Origin of the sequence: Gilliamella sp. wkB112 (assembly GCF_001690685.1) — a bacterium.
GTDB classification, from domain to species: Bacteria; Pseudomonadota; Gammaproteobacteria; order Enterobacterales; family Orbaceae; genus Gilliamella; species Gilliamella apicola_J.
Genome location: NZ_LZGL01000009.1, coordinates 342332 through 365870, shown reverse-complemented (window position 1 = coordinate 365870; position 23539 = coordinate 342332). Strand labels below are relative to the sequence as shown.

The 23539-nt window shown below is 34.2% G+C and carries 19 protein-coding genes; 15 read left to right on the top strand and 4 right to left on the bottom strand.

Annotated elements, in window-relative coordinates; genetic code table 11:
* The first annotated feature begins 113 nt into the window (after positions 1-113).
* From A9G12_RS04065 to A9G12_RS04055, 3 genes are all read left to right on the top strand, one after another.
* Positions 114-2099 (top strand): TonB-dependent copper receptor, encoded by a 1986-nt coding sequence (locus A9G12_RS04065; protein ID WP_065564577.1) that lies wholly within the window; start codon positions 114-116, stop codon positions 2097-2099.
* Positions 2100-2267: 168 nt separating this feature from the next.
* Positions 2268-4838 carry an ATP-dependent chaperone ClpB gene (gene clpB / locus A9G12_RS04060; protein WP_065564576.1) on the top strand — a complete coding sequence of 857 codons (2571 nt, stop codon included), beginning with the start codon at positions 2268-2270 and terminating at the stop codon, positions 4836-4838.
* A 234-nt stretch (positions 4839-5072) separates the two neighbouring features.
* Complete coding sequence (locus A9G12_RS04055) at positions 5073-5879, top strand: HAD-IIB family hydrolase (RefSeq protein ID WP_065564575.1); 807 nt, start codon at positions 5073-5075, stop codon at positions 5877-5879.
* Between the two features lie 5 nt (positions 5880-5884).
* Here the strand turns inward: A9G12_RS04055 and A9G12_RS04050 are convergent, their stop codons facing one another.
* Entirely contained in the window at positions 5885-6646 is a 762-nt protein-coding gene (locus A9G12_RS04050; RefSeq protein WP_065564739.1) for a DeoR/GlpR family DNA-binding transcription regulator, read from the bottom strand.
* A 448-nt stretch (positions 6647-7094) separates the two neighbouring features.
* On the opposite strand from A9G12_RS04050, the gene glgB reads away from it, so the two are divergent.
* From glgB to A9G12_RS04010, 8 genes are all read left to right on the top strand, one after another.
* Positions 7095-9272: a 1,4-alpha-glucan branching protein GlgB gene (gene glgB, locus A9G12_RS04045; protein WP_065564574.1), complete on the top strand. Its 2178-nt coding sequence runs from the start codon at positions 7095-7097 to the stop codon at positions 9270-9272.
* A gap of 1 nt (position 9273) precedes the next feature.
* Positions 9274-11175, top strand: coding sequence for a glycogen debranching protein GlgX (gene glgX, locus A9G12_RS12205; protein ID WP_065564573.1), 1902 nt, complete (start codon positions 9274-9276; stop codon positions 11173-11175).
* Between the two features lie 9 nt (positions 11176-11184).
* Positions 11185-12474 carry a glucose-1-phosphate adenylyltransferase gene (gene glgC / locus A9G12_RS12200; protein ID WP_065564572.1) on the top strand — a complete coding sequence of 430 codons (1290 nt, stop codon included), beginning with the start codon at positions 11185-11187 and terminating at the stop codon, positions 12472-12474.
* A 10-nt stretch (positions 12475-12484) separates the two neighbouring features.
* Complete coding sequence (gene glgA, locus A9G12_RS04030; protein WP_065564571.1) at positions 12485-13927, top strand: glycogen synthase GlgA; 1443 nt, start codon at positions 12485-12487, stop codon at positions 13925-13927.
* A 27-nt stretch (positions 13928-13954) separates the two neighbouring features.
* Positions 13955-16405 carry a glycogen/starch/alpha-glucan family phosphorylase gene (gene glgP / locus A9G12_RS04025; protein WP_065564570.1) on the top strand — a complete coding sequence of 817 codons (2451 nt, stop codon included), beginning with the start codon at positions 13955-13957 and terminating at the stop codon, positions 16403-16405.
* A 165-nt stretch (positions 16406-16570) separates the two neighbouring features.
* Positions 16571-17359, top strand: a complete 789-nt coding sequence (locus tag A9G12_RS04020) for an ABC transporter substrate-binding protein (protein ID WP_065564569.1) — start codon at positions 16571-16573, stop codon at positions 17357-17359.
* A gap of 3 nt (positions 17360-17362) precedes the next feature.
* A complete protein-coding gene (locus A9G12_RS04015; protein ID WP_065564568.1) occupies positions 17363-18046 on the top strand; it encodes an ABC transporter permease in 684 nt (227 codons plus the stop codon).
* Positions 18047-18060: 14 nt separating this feature from the next.
* Positions 18061-18783 carry an ABC transporter permease gene (locus A9G12_RS04010; protein ID WP_065564567.1) on the top strand — a complete coding sequence of 241 codons (723 nt, stop codon included), beginning with the start codon at positions 18061-18063 and terminating at the stop codon, positions 18781-18783.
* Between the two features lie 87 nt (positions 18784-18870).
* Here the strand turns inward: A9G12_RS04010 and A9G12_RS04005 are convergent, their stop codons facing one another.
* Together A9G12_RS04005 and lexA are read right to left on the bottom strand one after the other, a co-directional pair.
* On the bottom strand, positions 18871-19266 hold the full coding sequence (locus tag A9G12_RS04005; protein ID WP_065564566.1) for a hypothetical protein: 396 nt from the start codon (positions 19264-19266) through the stop codon (positions 18871-18873).
* A gap of 51 nt (positions 19267-19317) precedes the next feature.
* The gene (gene lexA, locus A9G12_RS04000; RefSeq protein WP_065564565.1) at positions 19318-19944 is read right to left on the bottom strand and encodes a transcriptional repressor LexA; all 627 of its coding nucleotides are present in this window, start codon (positions 19942-19944) and stop codon (positions 19318-19320) included.
* Positions 19945-20339: 395 nt separating this feature from the next.
* Here lexA and coaE point away from each other — a divergent pair, with 395 nt between their 5' ends.
* Genes coaE through tsaD form a run of 4 tightly spaced genes read left to right on the top strand, consistent with a single transcriptional unit; the run spans position 20340 to position 22964 of the window.
* The gene (gene coaE / locus A9G12_RS03995; RefSeq protein WP_065564564.1) at positions 20340-20957 is read left to right on the top strand and encodes a dephospho-CoA kinase; all 618 of its coding nucleotides are present in this window, start codon (positions 20340-20342) and stop codon (positions 20955-20957) included.
* Positions 20954-21691 carry a cell division protein ZapD gene (gene zapD / locus A9G12_RS03990; protein ID WP_065564563.1) on the top strand — a complete coding sequence of 246 codons (738 nt, stop codon included), beginning with the start codon at positions 20954-20956 and terminating at the stop codon, positions 21689-21691. Before coaE ends, zapD begins: the two co-directional genes overlap by 4 nt.
* Before the next feature lie 50 nt (positions 21692-21741).
* Entirely contained in the window at positions 21742-21939 is a 198-nt protein-coding gene (gene yacG, locus A9G12_RS03985) for a DNA gyrase inhibitor YacG (RefSeq protein WP_335340408.1), read from the top strand.
* Positions 21939-22964, top strand: coding sequence for a tRNA (adenosine(37)-N6)-threonylcarbamoyltransferase complex transferase subunit TsaD (tsaD, locus tag A9G12_RS03980; protein ID WP_065564561.1), 1026 nt, complete (start codon positions 21939-21941; stop codon positions 22962-22964). Before yacG ends, tsaD begins: the two co-directional genes overlap by 1 nt.
* Positions 22965-23062: 98 nt before the next feature.
* Here the strand turns inward: tsaD and A9G12_RS03975 are convergent, their stop codons facing one another.
* Complete coding sequence (locus tag A9G12_RS03975) at positions 23063-23413, bottom strand: DUF4282 domain-containing protein (protein WP_065564560.1); 351 nt, start codon at positions 23411-23413, stop codon at positions 23063-23065.
* Positions 23414-23539 lie beyond the last annotated feature (126 nt).

Below are 23539 nucleotides of genomic sequence, written 5' to 3'. Positions count from 1 at the left end.
TAAAGTTTTTTGGTTGTAGTGCTATATGCAATTAATGACCAGCGATTTTATGCAGTGGTTATTTACTGTTAATAAATTCAGGCTAATTGTATGTAAAAACAATAGGAGTCGGTATGACTACTGATAAAAAAAATTACAAATTAATTTATTTGAGTGGGCTAATTGCGTTAATTTTAAGTGACTTAGCCTATGCTGAAGCTGAAGTAAATCCCAAAATAGATAAAACTTCACAAGATACAATGATTGTCACCATGGTGGAACAATCCGCACCACTTACGGTAATAACAGATCCTAAAAAACCAAGGCAACCCGTACCGGCGAGTGATGGAGCTGATTATTTAAAGACTATTTCAGGATTTTCACTGGTGCGCAAAGGTGGTTCTAATGGAGACCCTGTCTTCCGAGGTATGTTTGGTTCCAGGCTTAATATCTTGACTAATGGTGGTACAATTTTGGGTGGTTGTGGCGGTAGAATGGATACGCCAACCTCTTATATTTCACCTGAAACTTATGACAGAATAACTGTAATAAAAGGCCCTGAAACGGTAGTTTGGGGACCAATGGGATCGGCTGCCACCGTCCTATTTGAACGAGATATTTTGCACTTTTCAAAAGCCGATGGTTTTATGCGTGGGGATTTATTAGCTGGCACTGATAGTCGCTTCGATCAGAGCTTTGATGGTGCATTCGGTAATGAAGATGGTTACATTAGATTGATTGGTAATCATGCCAAAGCTAATGATTATCATGATGGTAACAATGACCGGGTGCATTCAAAATGGAGTCGTTGGAATAGTGATATTGCTTTAGGTTTTACTCCCAATAAAGACACCGCATTAGAACTCACCGCTGGTAAAGGTAATGGTAAAGCCAGTTATGCTGATCGGGGTATGGATGGTTCGCGCTTTTTACGTGAATCTTTAGGTATGCGCTTTGAACAAGCAAATATTACTGAACTATTAACTAAGCTTGAAGGTCAGCTTTACTACAATTATATTGATCACATGATGGATAATTACCATTTGCGCCCTGTTAGTATGCATAAAATGGAATCTAATCCTTCTAGAAAAACCGTTGGCGGAAGGATTAATACTACTTGGCAATCAAGTGATATTTTCAAATTACAATTAGGAATAGATGGTCGTCAAGATACGCACAAAAGCAAAACTCGTCGAAATATGTTAACCACTCATAATTGGCAGAAAGATTCTAAGATCACTAATTATGGGTTATTTAGTGAGTTAAACCTTTATTTATCTGATGTGGATACCATCATTTCAGGTATGCGATTTGATCGTTATAGTGCCGATGCTACGCAATTAAATCAGAGTCGACATAAAGTGTTACCGGGTGGTTTTATGCGTTATGAACATGATCTTACTGATTATGCGGCAACTGTATATACTGGGCTAGGTTATACTAGTCGCTTCCCGGATTATTGGGAATTATTTAGTGCTAGTAATAAAGTGCAGATGTTTAAAAAACTTAACCCAGAAAAAACAACGCAACTTGATGCCGGAATAATTTATAAAACTGACGCATTAAATATACAATTGTCGAGTTATGTCGGTTGGGTGAATGACTACATTCTTTATACTACTCTCGGCAAATCCAACAATGTAAATAATGTTGATGCAAGAACATTGGGTAGTGAATTGAATGTTAATTATCACATTACCTCCAATGTTATGACGGATATGGCGCTTAATTATTCTTGGGCTAAAAACCGTGATAATCATAAACCACTACCACAAATTCCACCGTTAGAATTGAAATTGGGCTTACATTACCACACCGATGATTGGTCTATTGGTGGTTTGTGGAGATTGGTTAATTCTCAACATCGCATTGCTAAAGATCAAGGTAATGTTATTGGTAAAGATTTTGCTAGTAGTAAGGGATTCGGCATTTTTTCACTTAATGGCGAATATAGTATTACCAAGCAATTTCGGTTATCAGCGGGCGTTGATAATTTATTCAATAAATACTATGTTGAACACCTGAATCGTGGTGGTGTAGCAACTTTTGGTTATTCAGCAAATCAGCAAATTGCGGAGCCAGGGCGAGTAGTTTGGGCAAAGTTACATTATGCTTTTTAACTGAAAACTAACTTGAATCCGTTGGCTTTGCCAACGGAATTTTAATCCTCAAAAAAATTTGTTGATAATCTCTTGAAATTTATTCATTCACACTCATTTAGTAACCATGCAAATGGCTTAAGTGTTTTGACGCATTATAGCCAAATTTATTGCTAAGGAGATATTAATATGAGGTTAGACCGACTAACAAATAAATTTCAACAAGCTTTGGCTGATGCACAGTCCATGGCTCTTGGCAAAGATAATCAATATATAGAACCTGAACATGTGCTTGCAGCTATGTTAGCGCAAGATGCCAGTAGCATTAAACCGCTACTTACCAGTTCTGGAGCTAATTTGCCTTTATTACAACAAGAATTAACACAGGCAATTAACAAGATCCCACAAGTACAAGGAATTGGTGGTGAAGTTATTCCTTCACAACAATTTGTTCGTATTATGAATTTGTGTGACAAACTAGCACAAAAAAATAATGATAGTTATATTTCGTCTGAGTTATTTATTTTAGCGGCGCTTGAAGAAAAGGGTACTCTAAGTGAAATTTTGAAAAAAGCGGGGGTAACTTCAGCTCGTTTTACCCAAGCTATTAATCAAGTAAGGGGGAGTGATAACGTGAACGATGCCAATGCAGAAGATCAACGAGATGCATTAAAAAAATATACTATTGATTTAACCGAACGTGCCGAACAAGGTAAGTTAGATCCTGTTATTGGTCGTGATGAAGAAATCCGCCGTACTGTACAAGTGTTACAACGCCGTACTAAAAATAATCCAGTACTTATTGGTGAACCAGGTGTTGGTAAAACAGCTATAGTTGAAGGCTTAGCCCAACGAATAGTTAATGGCGAAGTACCAGAAGGATTACGTAATAAACGTGTTTTGTCATTAGATATGGGAGCTTTAATTGCAGGGGCAAAATATCGTGGAGAATTTGAAGAACGCTTAAAAGCAGTTTTGAAAGATTTGGCTAAAGAAGAAGGTCGAATTATTCTATTTATTGATGAAATTCACACCATGGTTGGTGCAGGTAAAAGCGATGGCGCCATGGATGCAGGTAATATGTTAAAACCAGCATTAGCTCGAGGTGAATTACACTGTGTTGGGGCAACTACCCTTGATGAATACCGTCAATATATCGAAAAAGACGCGGCCTTAGAACGTCGATTCCAAAAAGTTTATGTTGCTGAACCAACAGTTGAAGACACTATTGCTATTTTACGTGGACTTAAAGAACGTTATGAAATCCACCACCATGTCCAAATTACTGATCCGGCAATAGTTGCCGCTGCAACATTATCGCATCGTTACATTTCCGATCGTATGTTACCTGATAAGGCGATCGATTTAATTGATGAAGCAGCTTCAAGTATTCGTATGCAGATGGATTCCAAACCAGAATCTTTGGATCGCTTAGAACGTCGTATCATCCAATTAAAATTGGAACAACAAGCGTTAAAGAAAGAGTCTGATGATGCCAGTAAAAAACGTTTAGAAATGCTAAATAATGAACTTGATGAAAAAGAAAAAGAATTTGCATCTCTTAACGAAGAGTGGAAATCAGAGAAAGCGGCAGTTTCTGGAACTCAACATATTAAAGCGGATTTAGATAAAGCGCGCATTGAAATCGAGCAAGCTCGTCGTGCTGGTGATTTAAATAAGATGTCTGAATTGCAATATGGACGTATCCCGGAATTAGAAAAACAGTTAGCTCAAGCTACCCAGCTTGAAGGTAAAACCATGAAGTTACTGCGTAATAAAGTAACTGATGAAGAGATCGCCGAAGTCCTTTCTAAAGCGACAGGTATTCCTGTTTCGAAAATGCTAGAAGGGGAAAAAGAAAAATTATTACATATGGAAGAATCTTTACATCAACGCGTTATTGGGCAAGATGAAGCCGTGGTTGCGGTAGCAAATGCTATTCGTCGTAGCCGTGCGGGACTATCAGATCCAAACAAACCAATTGGATCATTTCTATTTTTAGGTCCAACAGGGGTTGGTAAAACCGAATTGTGTAAATCGCTAGCTAATTTTATGTTTGATAGTGAAGATGCCATGGTTCGTATTGATATGTCAGAATTTATGGAAAAACATTCAGTGGCTCGTTTAATTGGTGCACCTCCGGGATATGTTGGTTATGAAGAAGGCGGTTATTTAACTGAAGCAGTAAGACGTCGTCCATATTCTGTAGTACTTCTTGATGAAGTTGAAAAAGCGCATCCGGATGTATTTAATATACTGTTACAAGTGCTCGATGATGGGCGTTTAACTGATGGTCAAGGTCGCACTGTTGATTTCAGAAATACAGTTATTATCATGACTTCAAACTTGGGTTCAGACTTAATTCAAGGTAAAGTTGATTTAACTTATAATGAAATGAAATCATTAGTTATGACTGTGGTTACTCAACATTTTAGACCTGAATTTATCAACCGAATTGATGAAACTGTAGTGTTCCATCCATTAGGTAGAGACAATATTAAAGCAATTGCCAAAATTCAGTTACAACGTGTTGAAAAACGACTAGCTGAACATGGTTATACTGTATCGATTTCGGATGCTGCTCTTGGACATCTTGCTGAAGTTGGCTTTGATCCAATTTATGGTGCAAGACCTCTAAAAAGAGCAATACAACATGAAGTCGAAAATCCTTTAGCACAACAAATTTTATCTGGATCATTAATACCAGGTAAACCAATTGAGCTAGAGTTACAAGATAATCAGATTGTTGCTAAACAGTAAGATTAATATTGGTTTCACCACCGATAAATAACCAAACTTAATTAAAGAAAAGGAAAGCCTGAAAATTTTATGTTTTCAGGCTTTTTTATATTTACATTAAAAATTTAGATGCATTGATAACTTGTTCATATATTGTTTAGGTATTAATCTCATTTATTTTAATATTGCATAATGTATCATAAACTAGCATAATATTGCATATGAATTTATTTTTATTTTTTAAGGAATAACATAATGATTAAATTGATTATTACTGATTTAGATGGTTCTTTTTTAAACAATAAGGGTGATTATGATCGGCAATTATTCGATCAAGTTTATGATCTTATGGCAGCACAAGGTGTGAATTTTGCAGCTTGTACAGGTAAACAATGTGACCGAGTTGAAGAACTATTTGGAAAATATAGTGAAAAAATCTGGATAGTTGGTGACAGTGCAACTACTATTAAATTTAATAGTGAATTTATTTATCGATCTTTTATTAAAAATGAATTGGGTCGAGAAATTATACAAACATTGGAACAAGTAAGTTCTGACCATGTTATTATTGCTTGTACTACTATGGGAGCAGTAATTAGAGCCGACTTACCAGCTAGGCTCAAAGCAAAAGTCAGAGGATCTTATACTACTATTATTGAAGTTAATGATTTTAATATCATAACTGACGATTTTATTAAGATAACGGTATACGATGAAACAGGCCAGTGTTCCACCACGCGATCTTATTTAACCGATTATGAAAAAGATGTTTATATGGTAGTTTCCGAGGCTTCATGGATAGATATCACTGATTTTGATGTCAATAAAGGTAATACTATTAAAAAATTACAAGAGCTACTTAAGGTCACTCCTCATGAAACTATGGCATTTGGGGATGGTTATAATGATATTGAATTACTTGAACAAGCTGAATATAGTTTTGCTATGCGCAATGCCTTTGACGAAACCAAAGCAGTAGCTAAATTTATTACCGGTTATAATGATGATAATGCGGTACTAAATACCATTCGCCAATTATTAGTATTGCAAGCTAAATCATGAAGGTATCAAACAACCTCAATATGCATATTTAGATTCTCAAAGCCTTGAATATTCGATTCACGACTGACGACTACAATATCTATTTCTTCACAAGTCGCCACTTTATAGCGTGCAACTTGTGACATTTTATCTGCAATTACGGCGGCTATAACCTCGTTGCTTTGAGCTATGACCTCTTTTTTAAAGCAAGCGTCTTCATAATAAACAGCACTTAAACCAGCTTGTGGATCAAGTCCACAAACACCGATAAATGTTTGATCGAACACCATATTACGTATTTGATTAACGGTATCGGTGCTCATAGTGCTACCAGTTAATGGATTAACTTTGCCTCCTAATAAAATTAGTTCGCCATGCGTACGGCTACTGAGTAATGAAGCAATTTGTGGTGAGTTAGTGACAATCGTTAGTTCCATTTCGTTAGGAATATAACTTGCCATGGTTAAATAAGTTGAGCCAGCATCTATAAAGATACAAGAATTTGCTTTTATTAATTGAGCACACTTTTTGCCAACAGTAGTTTTTTCGGCAACAGATTGTGTCATTCTAGTTTCAAAGGTTGCAGATTGTTTTAATTGACTAACAGCTCCACCATAAACGCGCTTGCAAATTCCTTCACGTGCTAATTTTTGTAAATCCCGTCGAATAGTATGTTCAGAAACATTTAATAAACTTACTAAATCAGCACTCACCACACGCCCTTTTTCGGCAAGTATTTGCTGAATAAACGCTTGTCGTTGTTCGGGGAAAGCATCAAAATCTACCATGTGATCTCCATAATAATTAGCAATTATTAATAATGATTGTAATAATTTTGTAAGCATAATACCTTTATCAAAACCAAATATCAAAAATGCTAATCGTATAGGCCTTTAAGCTTTGGTTATCTACAATAATCGAGAAAAAACTCCTTTAAATTTTTATACTATTTATCAATTTATTTACCAGTTATTATAAGTTTTTATATGTTATAAATATTTGATTAGCACTTTATGTATATTAATTAATTAATAGCCCGCACTTTTTGTATACTAATCAATCAAATCGCGTGTTATTTTTAAGTTGTATTAGTTGTATTAGTTGTATTAGTTGTATTAGTTGTATTAGTTGTATTAGTTGTATTTAAAATTTTTAGAATAGTAACTCGCATTTAGAAATAGAATAAAAAATCTTGCCAGTGAAGTTTGATTTATTTCATTATAATAAGGACTTTATATGCAATATTCTTTCACTCAAGAAATCAGAAATCTTATCAATGGCCAATGCCGAGATCCATTTTCTATTCTAGGTATGCATGAGTGCAGTTTCGGCTTAGAAGTTAGAGTTTTTATTCCTAATGCAAAACGTATTATTTTATTAAATAAATATCCTTCCAAACCACTCCTAGAATTATCACCAATTACTAATAATGGATTTTTTATTGGTGTATTACCAGATACAAATGAAAAATTTGCTTACCAATTAGATATTTATTGGGAAAATTATCATGAAGTTCGCGATGATCCATATAGTTTTTGGTTTTGGTTACAAGAGCTAGACGTTTGGTTATTAAAGCAAGGTAAACACTTACGTGCTTATGAAAAGTTAGGCGCTCATCCGCTTAAAATCGGTGATACTGAAGGAGTAATTTTTGCGGTTTGGGCTCCGAACGCTAAAAGGGTGTCCGTAGTAGGTGATTTTAATTTTTGGGATGGCAGGCAACATCCAATGCGATTGCGCCAAGAAACAGGTGTTTGGGAACTGTTCATTCCACAAGTTAAAGTTAAACAACTTTATAAATATGAACTTATTACTAGTCAGAATAAAATTGTTTTAAAAGCAGATCCATACGCTTTTGGTACGGAAATTCGTCCTAATACTGCTTCAAGAGTTGAAGCCTTTCCTAAACCTACTGAATGTGATGCTACTTTTAAAATCGGTAATAGTTTTAATAAACCGATCTCGATTTATGAAGTGCACTTAGGTTCATGGAAACGCCACCAAGATAATTCGTGGCTATCTTATCGTGAACTTGCTGATGAGTTATTACCATATGTAAAAGATATGGGCTTTACTCACCTTGAATTATTACCGATTATGGAGCATCCATTTGATGGTTCTTGGGGGTATCAACCAATAGGTTTATTTTCGCCGACAAGTCGCTTTGGTTCACCTGATGATTTTGCCTATTTTTTACAGACTGCTCACGATCAAGGTATCCATATTATATTGGATTGGGTGCCAGGACATTTTCCGGAAGATGAACACGGTTTACGTCAGTTTGATGGTACAACATTGTATGAGTATCCAAACCCAAAAGAAGGCATGCATTTAGACTGGAATACACTTGTTTACAACTATAGTCGTTTTGAAGTAAGGAACTATTTAATTAGCAATGCCTTGTATTGGTTGGATGTTTATGGGATCGATGGTTTCCGGTTTGATGCGGTTGCTTCAATGATTTATCGCGATTACAGTCGTAAAAGTGGTGATTGGATCCCCAACAAATATGGTGGACGGGAAAACTTAGAAGCAATTTCATTTTTACAAGAAGTTAATCATGATATTGGTCAATATTATCCAGGCTGTATTACTATTGCTGAAGAATCCACAGATTATCCTAGTGTCACTAAACCTCCAGAAAATAATGGTTTGGGTTTCCACTATAAATGGAATATGGGCTGGATGCATGACACTTTGAATTATTTGAAACTAGATCCTATTTATCGTAAGTATCATCATAATTTAATTACTTTTGGCTTAACTTATGCTTATAGCGAAAACTTTGTTTTACCGCTATCGCATGATGAAGTGGTGTATGGTAAGTGTTCTATTTTGAATAAAATGTTTGGAGACACTTGGCAAAAGTTTGCTAATTTGCGGGCTTATTATGCTTTTATGTGGGCTTATCCAGGCAAAAAATTGCTGTTTATGGGTAGTGAATTTGGTCAATGGAATGAATGGAATCATGATGGGCAGTTGGATTGGTATTTAGTAACTGAAGCAAAAAATAATTTACATCAGGGTGTTTCGCAACTGATAAAAGACTTAAATCTCATCTATCGTCAAAACCCTATGCTATACGAACTTGATTACCAACCAGCAGGATTTAACTGGTTAGTCGTTGATGATAATCAAAATTCAATCTTTGTGTTTGAACGAATAGATAATCAAGGTAACAGAATAATTGTCATTAGTAATTTTACTCCGGTTGTTCATTATAACTATCAATTTGGAGTATCTGAAACTGGTAAATATCAAGAAATTTTAAATACTGATTCAATCTATTATGGAAGTAGTAATGTAGGTAATTTGGGTTCTATTCCCAGCCAAAAAATTGCCAGTCACGGCAAACCATATTCACTTATTGTAACCGTACCACCGTTAGCTACCTTATATTTAGTGAGGGCTTAATATGGATTATTTACCAATGGGTAGTAGCTATCAGGCTAAAACTAATCAAGTAAGTTTTACTTTATTTTCCGCATCAGCAACTAAAGTAGAACTTTGTTTATTGGTAAATGGTACCATCCAAGTTTTTCCTGTTAATGAAAAAAATGGCGATGTATGGTTTACATCTGTTACTAATATAACCGCAGTAGGGACTCTTTATTGTTATCGAATTGATGGTAATGAAGTGTTATTACTTGATCCTTATGCTAAAGCGGTAGAGGTCATTAATGGCCAATTATGGGGTGTTGTTATTGTTGATGATTATGATTGGCATGATGATCATAATCCAAATATTCCTTGGTCAAGAACGATTATTTATGAAGCACATGTTAAGGGATTAACTAAATTACATCCTAATATTCCGCAGCAATTACGTGGGACTTATGCTGGATTATCGCATCCGGTAATGATTGATTATTTAACGCAATTAGGGATCACCAGTATTGAATTAATGCCAGTTCAATTTCATCTGGATGAACCAAGATTACAGCAATTAAAACTTCATAATTATTGGGGATACAATGTTATTGCACCTTTTGCCATTGAGTCAAAATATTGGTCTAAAAGACCTAATACCGCACCATTATCAGAGTTCCAAGATATGGTTAAAGCTCTTCATAAAGTTGGCATTGAGGTCATTTTAGATGTTGTTTTTAACCATACCGCTGAACTTGATGCATTAGGGCCAACATTCAATTTTAAAAGCATGGATCCGCAAAACTATTATTGGCATGATGACCAAGGGAATTTAATTAATTGGACAGGTTGCGGTAACTCCTTAAAATTCATGCATCCTAAAGTGATTCAATGGGTGATGGACTGTCTTCGTTATTGGGTTTTAACATGTCATATTGATGGGTTTAGATTCGATTTAGGCACAATCCTTGGCCGCACACCTGAATTTAATTCTGTTTCTTCTTTATTAATTGCAATTCAACAAGATCCAGTTCTACAAAAGATAAAACTAATTGCAGAACCATGGGACATTGGTAGTGATGGTTATCAACTGGGTAATTTTCCTTATCCATTTGCTGAGTGGAATGATCAGTATCGAGATACGATGCGTCGTTTTTGGCTCCATCAGGATATCTGTTTAGGCGATTTTGCCCAACGCTTTGCTGCATCTAGTTGGTTGTTTAATAAACAAGGGCGTACACCAGCCAGTTCCATTAATTACATTACTTGCCATGACGGGTTTACGTTAAATGATTTAGTAAGTTTTAATAAAAAACATAATCAGGCAAATGGTGAAAATAACTGTGACGGTAATAACCAAAATTGGAGTAATAACTTAGGAGTAGAAGGTGATACAACCAATGCTGATGTTTTACACAAACGGTTAACCATGCAAAAAAGTTTACTAGCGACACTACTTTTATCTCAGGGAACACCAATGTTGCTGGCAGGTGATGAATGGGGTAATAGCCAACAAGGCAATAATAATGGTTATTGCCAAGATAATGAATTGACATGGTTAAATTGGTCAGAACTAAAAGATAACAACCAAGAATTACTTAATTATGTTAAAAGAGTAATCCAAATAAGGAAACAAATTCTTGCTCTAAATCATAATTATTGGTGGCAAGATAATACTCAATGTCTAACTAAATATGATGTACGTTGGTTAAATCAGCAAGGTAATTTAATGTCTGTTGCTGACTGGCAGGAAAATGTACCCAAACTATTACAAATCCAACTATCAAATAATTGGCTTATCGTTATTAATCCTTCTGATGTACAACAAAATTTCTGTACCCCAAACAAAATTAAAACAGGTATTTTAGGAAAAGTTGAACAACAGCAAGGTATTAATAACTGGGAAATCGATGCTCACACCATTTCAATATTATTTTTGCAGGAATAGGAGATAAATATGGATAATAAATTAGATCAAGACCTGATGTTAGCAAAAGAGTTGCCAACTCAATCGATAGCCCTTATTTTGGCTGGAGGACGAGGTTCACGATTAAAAGATCTTACCTCCAAACGAGCAAAACCTGCTGTGCATTTTGGTGGCAAATTTAGAATTATTGATTTTCCTTTATCCAATTGTATTAATTCGGGTATTCGTCGCATCGGTGTGTTAACGCAATATCAGTCTCATTCACTCATTCAGCACATTCAAAGAGGTTGGTCATTTTTTAATGAAGAAATGAATGAATTCATTGATCTGTTACCTGCGCAACAGCAAGTTGAAAATAGCAATTGGTATGTTAGTACTGGTGATGCGGTTTATCAAAATTTAGATATTATTCTCCGTTATCGGGCTAATTTTATTGTTATTTTAGCTGGTGATCATATTTATAAAATGGATTATTCCAAAATGTTACTTGATCATGTTAAAAAGGCGGCTAAATGTTCAGTGGGTTGTATTAAAGTACCATTAAAAGATGCCAAGGGTTTAGGTGTGATGACCATTGATCAATCTGAAAAAATAATTGAATTCAATGAAAAGCCTGAAAATCCGACTTCATTGCCTGATGATTCTAACCATTGTTTAGCTAGTATGGGAATTTATATTTTTAATACCGACTATTTAGTTGAAATGTTAGAAGAAGATCATGATGATCCTATTTCAACCCATGATTTTGGTCATGATATTATTCCTAAAGGCGTCAAACAGGGTGTAGTTTATGCTCATCCATTCAATCGTTCATGTGTAACTTCTGATCATTCCGCACCACCATATTGGCGTGATGTGGGAACTGTTGATGCATATTGGCGGGCAAATTTAGATTTAGCATCGGTTATGCCAGAACTGGATATCTATGATCCATATTGGCCGATTCGTACTTATGTTGATCCATTACCTCCGGCTAAATTTGTGCAAAATCTAGATGGTGGGCAAGGGATGACTATGAACTCGCTGATAGGCGCAGGCTCAATTATTTCTGGTTCTATGATTGTTAATTCAATTATTTTTTCAAAAGTTCGTATAGATTCATTTTGTACTATTGATTCCTCTATTATTTCACCTGATTGCATTATTAAACTACGTTGCCGTTTGCGAAGATGTATTATTGATCGAGCCTGCTATATTCCTGAGGGTATGATTATTGGTGAAAACCCAGAGGAAGATGCAAAACGATTTTATCGTAGTGAATCAGGGATTACCCTAGTGACACGTGAAATGTTGCGGAAATTAGGTATTGCACAACCATAAGGAAATGAGTATGAAAATATTACATGTTTGTGCTGAATTCTATCCTTTAATAAAAACGGGTGGACTAGCTGATGTAACAGGTGCTTTACCTAAAGTATTAAATAAATTAGGTGAACAATGTCGTATTTTAATACCGGGTTTTCCTACCATCAAATCCGGAGTTAGTAATGCACAAGTAGTTAAAACAGTAGATACTTTTGCCGGGCAAGCAACAGTTCTATTCGGTTATTACAATAATATCGGGATTTATATTATTGATGCCCCAAATTTATATGCTAGAGAAGGTAGTCCATATCATGATATGTATCAAAATGCTTACGCTGACAATTATCTTCGCTTTGCATTATTGGGGTGGATTGCCAGTGAACTTGCTTGTGGTTTAGATTATTATTGGCAGCCAGACATTGTTCACTCACATGATTGGCATGCTGGTTTAAGTTGTGTTTATTTAAACTTAAAACAACCTTATCATCATGCTAAGAGCATATTTACTATCCATAATTTAGCCTACTATGGTAATTTCGAACATTACCATTTACAGCAAATCCAAATTCCACAGTCTTATTTTGATGTTAATGGTCTTGAATATTATGGTCAAATTTCTTATCTGAAAGCCGGTCTGTATTACTCCGATCATCTTACAACTGTTAGTCCGACTTATGCCAAAGAAATCACCACAGCTGAATTTGGTAATGGATTTGAAGGATTATTGCTAACTCGATCTGAACAACAACGATTAAGCGGAATTTTAAATGGTATTGATGACGATGTTTGGAACTCAACTAAAGATACCTTAATTGCATCAAGATATAACAAACGTAATTTAAGAAATAAACAAACAGATAAGTATTTTTTACAGACCGAATTTGGTTTAGACACCAATAATAAACAACCTTTATTTTGTGTTATTAGTCGATTAACAAAACAAAAAGGTTTGGATTTAGTTTTGTCTTTATTACCGGAAATTCTTGAAAGAGGAGGGCAATTTATTTTATTAGGTAGTGGTGATAATGATTTATATCAATCTTTTTCTAAACTAGTAAATAATCCTCAATACCAAAATAATATTGCTATCTATTATGGTTATAACGAAGAACTTTCACATCGAATTATTGCTGGTGCGGACATATTAATGGTACCCAGCCGTTTTGAACCATGTGGATTAACACAATTATATGCACTTAAATATGGCACATTACCTTTAGTTCATCGAACTGGTGGGCTTGCTGATACGGTAATTGATAGCACTAATGAAAATTTAGATAACAAAACTGCAACAGGTTTTTCATATATTGATAGTAATCAAGATGGGCTGCGTTATGCCGTTAATCGTGCTTTTGAATTATGGCAAACACAACAAACTTGGAGAATATTGCAGCAAAGAGCAATGAGCCAAAGCTTTAGTTGGCAAGATTCAGCTAAGCAATATCAACAACTTTATAATGCTGTATAGCACGAATTATTTGGAGGATATTATTAAATGACATTAGTTTCTAATTTAGATTATGATTCACCTGTTGTAACAGTTGAAAAAATCAAACAGTCAATAATTTATAAATTACTTTTTTCTATTGGTCGGGATCCAGCTATAGCTGATAAGCATGATTGGTTAAATGCAGTTATTTTGACGGTTAGAGATAGGATGGTAGAAGACTGGCTACGTACAGTAAGAGCTCAGTTATCACAAGATAGTAAACAGGTTTATTACCTTTCAATGGAGTTTCTTATTGGGCGTACGTTATCTAATTCCATGATTTCCACAGGTATTTATTCTGAAGTTAAAGAGGCGCTAAATGAATTAGGACTTGATTTAGAAGATCTTTGTTCATTTGAAGATGATCCGGGGTTGGGTAATGGTGGATTAGGGCGTTTAGCTGCTTGCTTTTTAGATTCATTAGCAACATTAAGTTACCCAGGATGGGGTTATGGGTTACGTTATGAATACGGAATGTTTAAACAAACTATTGTCGATAATCAGCAGATTGAAGTTCCTGATAATTGGTTAAAACATGCTGATGCATGGGAATTTTATCGTCATAGTATTGAATATAAAGTTGAATTTGGTGGGCGAGTTCAACAAGAAGGTGATATTACTCGTTGGTTAGATACTGAAAAAGTATTAGCATATGCTTATGACCAAATCATTCCTGGTTATGGCAATGATGTAACGAATACGTTGCGGTTATGGTCAGCTAAAGCTATCGATGAACTAGATCTTACCAAGTTTAATCAAGGTGATTATTTTGCTGCGGTCCAAGATAAATCTCTTTCTGAAAATGTGTCACTGGTTCTTTATCCTGATGACTCAACAATGCATGGTAAAGCACTACGTTTATCTCAGGAATATTTTCTAGTTTCAGCAACTATCCAGGATATTATTTCTCGGCATTACCGAGTAAACGGCACTGTAGATAATTTAGTTGAAAAAGTCGCTATTCATTTAAATGATACCCATCCAGTATTAGCAATACCCGAATTTATTCGAATATTAACGGATCATTATGATTACTCTTTCGATAAATCTTGGCAAATGGCTAAGAAAATCTTTTCTTACACTAATCACACTCTTATGTCTGAAGCTCTGGAAACTTGGACAGTTGATATGATGAGTAAGGTATTGCCATACCATTTACAAATTATTTTTAAAATTAATTATGCATTTTTGGAAGAAGTCAAAAAACTGCAACCCAATGATAATGAGTTATTGTCTCGAGTATCAATTATTGATGAAAATAATGGCCGACGGGTACGAATGGCGTGGTTGGCGGTTATTGCTAGTCATAAAGTTAATGGGGTGTCGCAACTACACTCTGATTTAATGGTTAAATCATTGTTTGCTGATTTCGCCAAGCTATATCCCGAAAAATTCTGTAATAAAACCAATGGTATTACTCCAAGGCGTTGGGTTGGTGTGGCTAATCCTAGCTTAGCTAATTTATTAGATAAATATTTGAGTAAACACTGGCGCACTAATTTGAACTTACTTAGTGAATTAAATGATAAAATTGATTACCCTATCTTTTTAAAAGAATTACAAGATGTTAAAAAAGCGAATAAAGAAAGATTAACTAAATTTATTGCTGATAAACTTGATATTGTTGTTCATCCAGAAGCATTATTTGATATGCAAATAAAACGTATACATGAGTATAAACGTCAAAGTTTAAATTTATTACATACTATTGTTCGATATAATGAAATTCTGGCAAACCCTGACGCAGACTGGGTACCAAGAGTGGTTTTTTTCGCGGGTAAAGCTGCAAGTGCTTACAAATTGGCTAAACAGACTATCCAATTAATTAATGAAGTGGCAACCTTTATTAATAACGATAAAAGGATTAATGGAAAACTCAAAGTAATATTTGTACCAAATTATAGTGTTAGCCTTGCAGAAATCATGATACCAGCGGCTGATCTATCTGAACAAATTTCATTGGCTGGCTTTGAAGCATCTGGAACTAGCAATATGAAATTTGCCCTTAATGGTTCATTAATTATTGGAACACTTGATGGTGCAAATGTTGAAATCAAAGAAAGTGTTGGTGATGATAATATATTTATCTTTGGTCATAATGCTAAAGAGGTTGAAGAACTCCGTCCAATATATAATCCACGAAATTACTATGAAAATGATCAACGCATTAATCAAGCATTGACGCAAATAGCAACTGGATATTTTAGTCCTTTAAATCCAGAACGTTATCGAGGATTATTTGATGCAATTGCTAATTTTGGTGACCATTACCAGAATCTGGCAGACTTTGAATCTTATTATCAGGTACAAAAAAAGGTTGATGAAGTGTACCGAGATCCTAATCAGTGGTTCCGCAAAACTGCATTTAATATTGCCAATATGGGAAAATTTTCATCTGATAGAACTATTCAAGAATATGCTGATGAAATTTGGGGTATAAAGCCAATTAAACTCTAAATTTAAATATCGATTTTACTAGTTGTTTGTAGTTGAAGTTAATTTAGAATTGCAGATTTGATTCTGCAATTCTTATAATATTCTATATTTTTATAATTATTTTTTATTATCAAATTTATTCAGAACAGCGTATATTATACATCCAATCTACTCAGAGACTTAATTATGAAAAAACTATTAAAATCATTATTTGTTATTAATTTATTATGGTTACCTTTCGTTGGACAAGCCCAATTACCTGAATCGATAAAGATAGGTTCTGATACTTCTTATGCTCCATTTGATTATATTGATGCTAATGGTCAAATTACCGGATTTAATATTGAGCTAACTCAGGCGCTTTGTGACAAAATTAATATTAAATGTAATTTTGCTACAACTGATTTTAATGCCTTAGTTCCTTCCCTGTTATCACGTAAAATTGATATGATTTCTTCATCATTTTCTATTACTGAAAAACGTGAAAAGCAAATTGCATTTTCTGATCCTACTTTTGCGGTAAATTCGCGACTAGTAGCTAAAAATGATGCCAATTTATTGCCAACAGTGGAATCATTGAAAGGAAAACGTGTTGGTGTTGAACAAGGTACTACCCAAGAATATTTTGTTAATGAAGTTTGGCGACCAAATGGTGTTATTATTGTACCTTATCAAAATCAATTACAAGTTTTTTCTGATTTAATTGCTGGGCGTTTAGATGCAGTTTTACAGGATGAAGTAACCGCTAGTGAGTCTTTTCTAAAACAACCGCAAGGTAAAGATTTTGCTTTTGCTGGAGCAGCTTTAACTGATAAAAAATATTTTGGTGTTGGCACTGGGCTAGGATTTCGTAAAGGTGACAATGAACTTCGTGAAGCCTTTAATAAAGCGTTAGCAGAAATATTAGCCGATGGTACTTACAAAAAGATCAACGACAAATATTTTGAATTTAATATCTATAATAGTAATGAATAATCAATGCAAGGTTATATTCCATTAATTTGTCATGGTGCATTAATTACTATCAGCTTGGCAATTGCCTCATTAGTATTGGCAATGATACTAGGTATAATTTGTGCCATTGGTAAATTGTCTAACTTTAAACCTACTGCGCTACTTTGTCAGGCTTATACGTCACTAATTCGTGGTGTGCCTGACTTAGTGTTAATGCTATTAATTTTTTATGGTTTACAATTGCTACTTAATAGTATTACTGATTTTTTTAGTATTGGTTTTATTGAAATCAATCCATTAATAGCGGGCATTATTACTTTAGGTTTTATTTATGGTGCTTATTTTACAGAAACTTTTCGTGGGGCTTATTTAGCAGTACCAAAAACGACATTAGAGGCAGCTTTTGCTCTTGGTTTAAGTAAAGCACAAGTTTTTCGTTATGTTATGTTCCCATTGATGATGCGATTTGCACTTCCAGGCATTACTAATAATTGGTTAGTGGTATTAAAAGCTACCGCTTTAGTATCATTATTAGGTTTATCAGATTTGGTTAGAGCTACCAAAATAGTTGGGGAAGCAACCTACGCTCCACTTTTTTTTGCATTAATTGCTGGTGCGTTCTATCTGTTTTTTACTACGATTTCGAATATTGTTTTATTATGGTTCGAGAAACATTACTCGATCGGTATTACTAAAGCAAAACTATAAGAAAGATAATTGCAATGATAGAAATACTTCAAGAATATTGGCAAGCTTTGCTATGGACTGATGGTTATAATATTACCGGAGTAGCTATTACACTTTGGATTTTGATATTGTGTGTAACAATTGGTGGAGCTTTATCTTTGTTATTAGCCATTGGGCGTAATTCACAAAATAGATTTATTAAATTTCCAATTTGGCTGTATACTTATGTTTTCCGTGGTACCCCCCTATATGTACAACTGTTAATTATCTATACTGGTATTTATACTTTAAGTGTAGTAAAAGAAAACTATATTTTAGACGAATTTTTTCGTAATGGTTTAAATTGTACAATACTAGCTTTTACCTTAAATACTTGTGCCTACACTACAGAATTTTTTGCCGGTGCGATTCGTAATGTGCCAAATGGTGAAATTGAAGCTGCAACTGCCTTAGGTTTTAACCGTTTTCAATTATATCGACATATTATTTTACCAAGAGCTTTTCGTATAGCCTTGCCGGCCTATAGTAATGAAGTTATTTTTATGTTGCATTCAACAGCATTAGCGTTTACAGCAACTGTGCCTGACTTAATGAAAATTGCACAAGATATCTATGCTGAAACTTACCAACCTTTTCATGCTTTTGGTATTGCTGCAGTCATTTATTTGTGTGTAAGTTTTATATTGATTTGGGGGTTCAAAAAATTGGAAAATTATTTTTTAGCTTATGTGCGAGTTGCAAATGTGAAGAACAACTAGTAAAGAATGAGAATAATCTAGAATACCAAACTAAATAGATCAGGGAATTAAAAAAATCTAATTACCTGATCTAGATTGCGAAATTAATTATTCTGGTAAAAGCTCATCACCGTCATTATCGTTATTATTGTCATCGTGTTGATTATCAGAATCATGATCTTTAGAACCAGGTAAGGCTCTTGTTCTATCAATTGGTACATAACTACCACTGCGAGTTTCAATTTGGCATTCACTTAAATAGATAGAATACTTAGTATTAGAGTGCATGCTTACCCCACGGAAATAACAGTGAGTAGCATTGTATAGATCGTTACGACAAAGAATGGCAATCAATATCCATACAATCACAATAGCTAAAGCAACCCATTTTAAATATTTCCAAATAAACGACCAGAATCTTTCTCCACGGAAACGGCAATAAGCAAAAATAAGTAAGAGGACGGCAATAAAGCCTAAAAATTCGAATAACCAGAATAGCCACATATTATTTTCTCCTAGCTAATAATTATTGGTTATTTTATACTAACTTTTAAATTACATCCATGCCCCATTACGAATAATACCAACAGCAATACCTTCGATAGCAAAACTTTGTTGTTCTAGATCAACTTTGATTGGGGAAAACTCTTCATTCTCAGCTAATAAATGTACATGCTTACCTTTTTGAGATAACCTTTTCACAGTTACTTCGTCATCAATTCGAGCTACTACAACTTGCCCATTTTTGACATCTTGAGTTTTATGTACAGCCAACAAATCTCCATCTAAAATACCAATATCTTTCATTGACATCCCTTTAACTCTTAATAGAAAGTCTGCATGGGGTCTAAACAGTGAAGGATCTACTTGATAGTAGCTTTCAATATGTTCTTGAGCCAGAATAGGGGAACCAGCAGCAACTTGCCCAATGAGTGGAATACCTTCATAATCATTTTGATCATTAGTATTTTCAAGCAATAGACGAAGCCCTCTTGAAGAACCAGCAATCATTTCAATTGCACCTTTTTTAGCTAATGCTTTTAAATGTTCTTCAGCCGCATTAGCAGAACGGAATCCTAATTTTTTTGCTATTTCAGCTCGAGTAGGGGGCATCCCTGTTGTTTGAATATTATCTTTTATTAGATCATAAATCTGTTGTTGGCGTTCAGTTAAAGGTCTCATAATTGCTGTCCTGTGTTTATATACAGATACATGTGATTATATACAGCTAATTTTATAAAACCAACTGTTTTGTTGATTTATTTTCAAAGTTAAGTCCCAATAAGCTTAGATAAGCACCATATATATCTAATATTATTCAAATAATAAAATATCAAAAAATCACTTTAGGCTTATTGTTTTTTTATCTATTCTTTATGATAAATAACAAAATACATCATATTTTTATTAGGTTACAAAAAGGGTAATTTAATATTAATTAATTTGTATTAATTTTATGCTATTGAGCTTAAATAGTGAGTTTTTTAGTGGCTTAATAACCTGATTTCAAGATATATAATCATATATAATAGTATGATATACTATTAAAGAAGTTAGATCTGATTGGAAATTTTCTCATGCCATATGTTGTCGCACTTAGCGGTGGAATTGCCAGTGGTAAAAGTACTATCGCGAACCTTTTTGCGAAGTTAGGTGTGCCAATTATTGATGCAGATGTTATTGCCCGTCAAGTAGTACAATCAGGTACGCCTGCGTTTAATCTAATCATTAAACATTTTAGCCAAGAAATTTTATTACCTAATGGTGAACTAGATCGTTCACAATTACGCGAGATTATTTTTAATAATGATCATGAAAGGTTATGGTTAAATAGCTTATTACATCCTATTATTCAACAAGAAACACAACATCAAATAGCAATGCAACAGGCTACTGATTATGTAATTTGGGTGGTACCTTTATTGATAGAAAATAATTTACATCACCTTGCAGATCGAGTATTAATGATTGATTCACCAGTAGAGTTACAGTTAAAACGTCTAATTCAAAGGGACAATATTGATAAAACATTAGCCCTAAAGATGATACAGTCACAAATATCTTCTTCAAAACGGCTCTTACATGCTGATGATATTATCAACAATAATGGGGATTTGAAATCATTAGCTGAACAAGTAAATAAGTTACATCACCAGTATATTAATAATAACAAACATAAGAATGGATTAGTATGAGTAAGATTGTTTTTGAACATCCTCTAAATGAAAAGACACGTACTTGGTTACGTATCGAATTTTTATTGAAGCAATTAAAAATGCATTGTCACTTTAATCAAAATAATGCCTTATTGTTTTTTCATGCATTGTCTGAATTATTAGAAATTATTGAACGTAATGATGTTAAAGGTGATTTGGTCAAAGAACTTGAATCACAAAAACAAAAACTTCTATCGTGGATGAATATTGATGGTGTAGATCAAGAGTTATTAAATAATCTAATTAACGAACTTGATTCATTTATCACAAAATACAATTCCACTTTAAGACTTGGACAATGTTTAAAGGATGATCGTTTTATTACTGCAATTCGACAACGGCTGATGATTCCTGGTGGTTGTTGTAGTTTTGATTTGCCTTCATTTCATTTATGGCTTAAGCAATCACAAGAAAAAAGAGATCAACAAGTACAAAATTGGTTACAACATTTATCCTTACTTGATGAATCATTAACGGCATGTTTGCAATTAATCAGGCAGTTAGGTGAATTTAAAGCTTTTATCTATACAAATAATTTTTTTCAAGAAACTAATGGTGACGTTAATCTTATCCGTATTCGGGTACCGTTAGACAAAAACGTGTATCCGCAAGTATCCGGGCATATGTCCCGTTATAGTATCCGTTTTTTACCACTTGACACCAGTGATAATATTAATCTTGATTCCATTGAATTTGAATTAGCATGTTGTTAATAAAGTAGGAGCAATAAAAAAGGGTAATCATGAATAAACATACTATTACAATGGTTAAATGTCCAACTTGTCAAACTGAGATTGAATGGTCAGAAAAAAGCCCATACCGTCCGTTTTGCAGTAAACGCTGTCAACTTATTGATTTAGGTGATTGGGCGAGTGAAGAACATCGTATACCAGACAAAGATATAAGCGAACAAGACCTTTGGAGTGAAGATGAGCTTATAGACTTAGCAGGTAGACATTAATGAAAGTATTAGGCATTGAAACATCTTGTGATGAAACTGGTATTGCTATATATGATGACCAAAATGGCTTAATAGCTAACCAGCTATACTCACAAATTAAATTACATGCTGATTATGGTGGTGTAGTTCCGGAATTGGCTTCACGCGATCATATTCGTAAAACAGTACCATTAATTCAAGCCGCATTAAAAGAAGCGCATTTGACTTCTACAGATATTGACGGTGTAGCTTATACGGCTGGTCCGGGATTAATTGGAGCATTAATGGTAGGTGCTTCAGTTGGACGTTCACTTGCTTATGCTTGGAATGTGCCAGCAATAGCTGTACATCACATGGAAGGTCATTTATTGGCTCCAATGTTGGAGGATAATCCACCTGAATTTCCCTTTGTTGCCCTACTTGTTTCTGGTGGGCATACACAGCTAATTAGTGTCACAGGAATTGGTCAATATCAATTAATTGGTGAATCAATTGATGATGCGGCAGGTGAAGCTTTTGATAAAACAGCTAAATTACTTGGACTTGATTATCCTGGTGGAGCGAAACTTTCTAAATTAGCTCAGCAAGGTAATGCTTCGCGGTTCCATTTCCCTCGACCTATGACCGATCGTCCAGGATTAGATTTTAGCTTTTCCGGACTTAAAACCGCGGCGGCTAACATAATCCATCAAAATACATCAAATAACGGTATTGATCCCCAAACTAAAGCCGACATAGCTAGAGCGTTTGAAGATGCACTAGTTGATACTTTAGTAATTAAATCGCGCCGAGCACTTGAACAAACCAGATTTAAACGCTTAGTTATTGCAGGTGGTGTTAGTGCCAATATAACATTGCGTAATCAATTAGCTGAATTAATGAAACAGCGAAAAGGGCAGGTTTATTACCCGAGATTAGAATTTTGTACTGATAATGGGGCTATGATTGCTTATGCAGGAATGATCCATCTAAAAAAGCAAACATCAACAGAATTGGCTATCAATGTTAAGCCAAGATGGTCTCTGAATGAATTAACTTACAGTTAAAGTAAACCAGAAAATACGGAATAATTTTAAAAGTGGGAGTAAATTCCCACTTAATTGTTTTAGCTATCAATATTAATTAAACAACAAATAATGAGTTATTATTGATTATCAGTGTTATTATTAATTGCTTCTTTTGTATCTGTTGATTCTGATGCTAATTTTTCAATATTACGATTGATATTAAATAAGACGCAAATGATTTCAAATACAATACGGGTTGAAACGAGTCCACCAATGATGGTAAATATTCCGCCAAAGAAAGCAATCATACCCATAGAGGCGTTATATTTGAACAATGTCAAGCTACTCAAGATAATGGATAACCCGCTAACTATAATTACAGCTATAGCAACCCAAAAAATAATAGTGATAAATACAGGTGTTAATAATTTGTTAAAAAAGAAAAAGTCCTTAAATGAAATATCTTTTAAGTTAATATTGTTTTTCATTTTACATTCCTATTAATAAATTTTAAGGTTATTTAATTGTTTTTAAAACAAAAGTGAATACATTCAAAAACGAATAACTTCACGGTTAAAAGACGCTACATAATATACAATTTTTTTGAGATTTGA